Source organism: Actinomadura sp. CNU-125 (assembly GCF_001942465.1).
GTDB lineage: Bacteria > Actinomycetota > Actinomycetes > Streptosporangiales > Streptosporangiaceae > Spirillospora.
In genome coordinates this window covers 1-5,331 of the sequence record NZ_MKJY01000320.1, presented here as the reverse complement: position 1 = coordinate 5,331, position 5,331 = coordinate 1, and the positions used below count along the sequence as shown (strand labels likewise).

Annotated in this window: 7 protein-coding genes; all 7 read left to right on the top strand. The window is 73.7% G+C overall.

Annotated features, from left to right (window positions below; translation table 11 throughout):
- Window positions 1–114 precede the first annotated feature (114 nt).
- The gene (locus BJF79_RS30760; protein WP_075902679.1) at window positions 115–1,203 is read left to right on the top strand and encodes a M24 family metallopeptidase; all 1,089 of its coding nucleotides are present in this window, start codon (window positions 115–117) and stop codon (window positions 1,201–1,203) included.
- 44 nt (window positions 1,204–1,247) lie between these two features.
- The gene (gene efp / locus BJF79_RS30755; RefSeq protein WP_075902676.1) at window positions 1,248–1,805 is read left to right on the top strand and encodes an elongation factor P; all 558 of its coding nucleotides are present in this window, start codon (window positions 1,248–1,250) and stop codon (window positions 1,803–1,805) included.
- 33 nt (window positions 1,806–1,838) lie between these two features.
- Window positions 1,839–2,255 carry a transcription antitermination factor NusB gene (gene nusB, locus BJF79_RS30750; RefSeq protein ID WP_075902674.1) on the top strand — a complete coding sequence of 139 codons (417 nt, stop codon included), beginning with the start codon at window positions 1,839–1,841 and terminating at the stop codon, window positions 2,253–2,255.
- A gap of 89 nt (window positions 2,256–2,344) precedes the next feature.
- The gene (locus BJF79_RS65925; protein WP_316043475.1) at window positions 2,345–2,761 is read left to right on the top strand and encodes a class I SAM-dependent methyltransferase; all 417 of its coding nucleotides are present in this window, start codon (window positions 2,345–2,347) and stop codon (window positions 2,759–2,761) included.
- Window positions 2,662–3,105 (top strand): hypothetical protein, encoded by a 444-nt coding sequence (locus tag BJF79_RS65920; protein WP_410050161.1) that lies wholly within the window; start codon window positions 2,662–2,664, stop codon window positions 3,103–3,105. The genes BJF79_RS65925 and BJF79_RS65920 overlap by 100 nt, the downstream gene beginning before the upstream one ends.
- 38 nt (window positions 3,106–3,143) lie before the next feature.
- Window positions 3,144–4,409 (top strand): DNA polymerase IV, encoded by a 1,266-nt coding sequence (locus BJF79_RS30740; protein WP_075902672.1) that lies wholly within the window; start codon window positions 3,144–3,146, stop codon window positions 4,407–4,409.
- Between the two features lie 147 nt (window positions 4,410–4,556).
- Window positions 4,557–5,000 (top strand): DUF3040 domain-containing protein, encoded by a 444-nt coding sequence (locus BJF79_RS30735; protein WP_075902670.1) that lies wholly within the window; start codon window positions 4,557–4,559, stop codon window positions 4,998–5,000.
- Window positions 5,001–5,331 lie beyond the last annotated feature (331 nt).

Sequence of the window (5,331 nt, the reverse complement as noted above, 5' to 3'; positions counted from 1 at the left end):
TGGGGGGAAGATCCAGAGCGGGGGGACGGAAGATCACGCGGGCGCTCACGCTAGCGGCGCCGGACGGCGAAGTCGAGGCTTCTTCATGTTTGGCGATGCTCTAAAGTCCTCCCCATGGGGGAGACGCACACCGGACGTCGCCGCCGCCTGGCCGGGCTCGCCGCCGCGCACGACGCGGACGCGATGCTGGTCACCCGGCCGGTCAACGTCCGCTACCTGACCGGGCTCGCCAGCTCCAACGCGGCGCTGCTCGTCCCGTCCGGCGCGCCCGCCGTGCTGGCCACCGACAACCGGTACGCCGGGACGGCCGAGCGCATCGCGCCCGAGCTGCCGCTGCTCCGCGAGCGCAAGACGGCCGCCGCGCTCGTCGCGCGGGCCGCCGCGGACGGGCACGCCCGGCTCGGCTTCGAGACCCACGCCCTCACCGTCGAGCAGCACGCCGCGCTGGACGAGCAGGCCCGCGCCGCCGGGATCGAGCTCGTCCCGCTGGGCGGCCGCCTCGTCGAGGACCTGCGGCGCGTCAAGGACGAGGAGGAGATCGACCTCCTGCGCGAGGCGTGCGCGATCACCTGCCGCGCCTTCGACGCCGTGCTCCCCGCGATCGGGCCCGGCCGCACCGAACGCGAGATCGCCATCGCCCTCGAACGCGCCATGGTCGACCTCGGCGCCGAGGGCCCCGCGTTCGCCTCGATCGTCGCGTCCGGCCCGAACGGGCCGTCCCGCACCACCGTCCCGGCCCCCGGCGAGTTCGAGCGCGGCGACCTGGTCACCATGGACTTCGGCGCCCTCTACGGCGGCTACCACGCCGACATGACCCGCACCGTCGCGATCGGCGAGCCCGCCGGCTGGCAGCGCGACCTGTACGACCTCGTGCACCGCGCCCAGCGCGCCGGGATCGACGCCGCCCGGCCCGGCGCCGAGACCAAGGCCGTGGACGCCGCGGCCCGCGACGTCGTCGCGGCGGGCGGGCACAAGGACGACTTCACCCACGGCCTCGGGCACGGAGTGGGCCTGGAGATCCACGAGGCGCCGCTCATGGGGTACGACGAGACCGGTAAGCTGGTGGATCGAGTTCCGATCACCGCAGAGCCGGGGGTCTACCTCGCGGGCCGTGGCGGGGTCCGCATCGAGGACACGTTCGTGGTCCGCGCGGACGGCCCGGAGCTCCTCACGACAACGACCAAGGACCTGCTCGTCCTCTGACGACGACGAGCCCGCGGGCGGGTCCGCGACCGGGAGAACGACACGTGGCGACGACGAACGACCTGAAGAACGGCATGACGCTGAACCTCGACGGCCAGCTGTGGACCGTCCAGGAATTCCAGCACGTCAAGCCCGGCAAGGGCGGCGCGTTCGTCCGCACCAAGATCAAGAACGTGCTGTCCGGCAAGGTCGTCGACAAGACCTTCAACGCCGGCACCAAGGTCGAGGTGGCCAGCGTCGACAAGCGCGAGATGCAGTACCTCTACCGCGAGGGCGACGACTTCGTCTTCATGGACACCGAGACCTACGAGCAGCCCCAGATCCCGGCCACCGTCGTGGGCTCCGCCGCCGACTACCTGCTCCCCGAGCAGAACGCCGTGATCGCGTTCAACAACGAGAACCCCCTGTACGTCGAGCTGCCCGCCGCCGTCGTGCTGGAGATCACCGAGACCGAGCCCGGACTGCAGGGCGACCGCTCCACCGGCGGCAGCAAGCCCGCCACCCTGGAGACCGGCGCCACCATCCAGGTCCCCCTGTTCATCACCACCGGCGAGAAGGTCAAGGTCGACACCCGCTCGGGCGACTACCTCGGCCGCGGCTGACGTCCGCCGGCGAGCGGAGCGAGAGCGAGACACATGAGCGCGCGCACCAAGGCGCGGAAACTGGCGCTGGACATCCTGTTCGCGGCCGAACTCCGCGAGGAGCGGCCGACGGCGGTGCTGGCCGCCCGCGGCCGTCCCAACCAGGACGAGCTGGCGGAGTACCCGCACGCCGTGCGGCTGATCGAGGGCGTCCAGGAACGGCTCGAACGGATCGACGAGCTGCTCGCCACCTACGCCACCGGATGGACCCTGGAACGGATGCCGGTCGTCGACCGCAACATCCTGCGGATGGGCGTGTTCGAGCTGCTGTGGGTCGACGACGTCCCGGACGGCGTGGCGGTCAGCGAGGCGGTCGGGCTGGCCACCGAGCTGTCCACGGACGAGTCCCCCCGGTTCGTCAACGGGCTGCTGTCGCGCCTGCAGCAGCTCAAGCCCTCCCTGGCGATCTGAGCGGGGCCGCCGGGGGCGCGCCTTCCCGGGGCCCGCGAGCCCGCGGACGGCTAGGGTGGAGTGCGATGAGCGACGTTAGGGGAGCGGCCGTGGCCGGCCGGCAACTGAAGCGGACACGGGGCGGCGGCCGCGTGCCGGGCGCCCTCCTGTGGGAGGCGGTGCGCTCGGTGCTGGCGCGGACCGCCCCGGAGGCCGGGCCGAGCGAGGTCGTGGACGTGGGCGGCGGCACCGGCGGGTTCGCGGTGCCGCTCGCCGAACTCGGCCACCGGGTCACCGTCGTCGACGCCAGCCCCGACGCGCTCGCCGCCCTCGAACGCCGCGCCGCCGAGGCGGGGGTGCGGGTCCGGGCCGTCCAGGGCGACGCCGTCGACCTGCCCGACCTGCTCGGCCCGGGCACGCCGACCTCGTGCTGTGCCACAGCGTGCTGGAGTACGTCGACGACCCCGCGGCGACGATGGCGGCGCTCACCGCGACCGTCCGTCCCGGCGGGGCGGTCAGCCTGCTGACGGCCGGGCGGCTCGCCGCCGCGCTGTCGCGCGCGGTCGGCGGGAACGTCGACGACGCGCTGCGCGTGCTGACCGACGAGTCCGGGCGGTGGGGCGACGGCGACCGGACGGCCCGCCGGTTCACCCGCGAGACGCTGACCGGGCTCGCGGTCGACGCGGGCCTGCGGGTCGCCGAGCTGCACGGCGTGCGGATCTTCGCCGACCTGGTGCCGGGCGGGAACTCCGACGGCGAGGGCGACTCCGCCGAGGCGCTGCTCGCGCTGGAGTCCGTCGCCGCGGTCCACCCCGTCCTGCGCGACCTCGCCGCACAGCTCCACCTCGTCGCCGACAAGCCGGCCGCCTGAGGGGGCGGTCCGGTGAAATCCTCCCGTGAAGTCGTCCCGTGAGCCGTAAGCAGCAGCTTCACCGGCCGGGCCCGCAGCCGGGCCCGCCCGCCGACGACACCGGCTGCGCCGTCCTGCACGTCGACATGGACGCGTTCTTCGTCAGCGTCGAGCTGCTGGACCGCCCCGAGCTGCGCGGCCGCCCGGTGATCGTGGGCGGTGCGGGCGCGCGCGGGGTCGTGTCGGCGGCGTCCTACGAGGCCCGCGAGTACGGCGTCCACTCGGCGATGCCGATGACGCGGGCGCGGCGGCTGTGCCCGCACGCGGTCGTCCTGCCGGTGAGCCACGGCAAGTACTCCCGGGTGTCGGCGTCGGTGTTCGAGCTGTTCCGGTCGATCACCCCGCTCGTCGAGCCGCTGTCGCTGGACGAGGCGTTCCTGGACGTCGCGGGCGCGGTGCGGCGGCTCGGACGGCCCGCGGAGATCGCCCGGAGCATCCGCGAGCAGGTCCGCGCCCAGCAGGGCATCACGTGTTCGGTGGGGGTGGCGAGCACCAAGTTCGTCGCCAAGCTCGCGTCGACCCGGTGCAAGCCCGACGGGCTGCTCGTCGTGCCCGCCGACGGCGTCGTCGAGTTCCTGCACCCGCTGCCCGTCGCGTCCCTGTGGGGCGTGGGGGAGCGGACCGAGCAGGCGCTGGCCCGTCTCGGGCTGCGCACGGTCGGGCAGCTCGCGCAGGTCCCCGTCGCGACCCTCCAGCGGGAGCTGGGCAACGCGCTGGGCGCCCATCTGCACGAGCTGGCGTGGGGCCGCGACCCCCGCGACGTCGTCGCGCACACGCCCGACAAGAGCATCGGCGCCGAGGAGACGTTCGAGACCGACGTCGACGATCCCGAGGTGATCCGCCGCGAGCTGCTGCGGCTCGCCGAGCGGGTCGGCGAAAGATTGCGCGCGGGCGGGCACGCGGGGCGCACCGTGAGCGTCAAACTGCGGATGGCGAACTTCAAGACGATCACCCGTGCGCGCACCCTCACCGAACCCACCGACCTCGCTCGTGTGATCTACATCACAGCGTGCGAGCTCTATGAGGGGTCGGGCCTGGAACGGGTACGTCTCCGTCTGGTCGGGGTGCGGGTCGAGAACCTGAGCCCCGCCGGCGAGGCCCCCCGTCAGCTCGCCCTCGACGAACCGGAGAGCGGATGGCGTGAGGCCGAGCGAGCCATGGACCAGGTCGCACACCGGTTCGGCCGCGGCGCGGTCCGCCCCGCCGCGCTCGTCCGGCGTGCCGACGGCGGAGACGGACGTGACGGTGGTGACGGGAGACGATGAAAGAACACGGTGAAGTGTCCGAACAGCCCCGTACGACGGGCCGTTCGCTTTCGTCCGCCCGCCAGTGCTCGTATTCTGGGCATATCACCGTTGACGTTCCCGTCCTGCATCGGATACCCCGTCGCGGGGCTGTCGTTGGGAGGCGCCGTGCCGCTGTCTGAGCACGAGCAGCGCATGCTCGAACAGATCGAGCAGCAGCTGTACGCCGAGGATCCGAAATTCGCGCACGCGGTCCGCTCGACCAACCCGCAGGTCCATTACAAGCGGCGGATCGTCAAGTCCGCCGTCGGGTTCGTCGTCGGCGTCGGTGTGCTGATGGCCGGCCTCGTGATCAATGCGGGAGCGGCCACCATCGCGATCAGCGTGGCCGGTTTCCTGCTGATGCTGGCCTCCACCCTGTGGGCCCTCACGAGCTGGAAACGGATGACCGGCATCGGCGAGGAACCCGCGCGGCCGAGCCGCCAGGGACGTCAGGGACGCCAGGGAGGGCAAGGGCGGCAGGGACGCCCGAACCGGCAGGGGCGTCCGAAGGGCACCTTCATGGAACGCATGGAGGAACGCTGGCGCCGCCGCACCGAAGGCGACCTCTGAACCCGGCCGATCGGCGGTCGCGAGACCGCTGATCTCCCGGCGCCGGGCTCCGGCGCCGCAGAGACCCCGGAACCCGGGCGGCCCCGCCGCCCGGGTTCGGCCTTCCCGGGCCCGGCTATCCGCGCCGGGCGCGCGGGCGAGCGCCCGGAGCCGCGCGACCGGGCCGTCCGGCCGGGCCGCCAGCGCCGCCACCCGGTCCCCGGCCGAGCGCAGCGTCCCGCGCGCCTCGTCCAGCGTGGACGGCGGCAGCAGCCGCGCCCGCAGCCGGGCCCGCCGACCCGCTGCCGCCGCGACCGCCCGCCCGCACCGTCCGACGTCCGCGCGCAGCCGC

What these genes read in the sequence shown, in the direction of transcription:
- BJF79_RS30760 (WP_075902679.1), top strand. Translation starts at nt 115, where the DNA reads ATGGGGGAGACGCACACCGGACGTCGCCGCCGCCTGGCCGGGCTCGCC.
- nusB (WP_075902674.1), top strand. Translation starts at nt 1,839, where the DNA reads ATGAGCGCGCGCACCAAGGCGCGGAAACTGGCGCTGGACATCCTGTTC.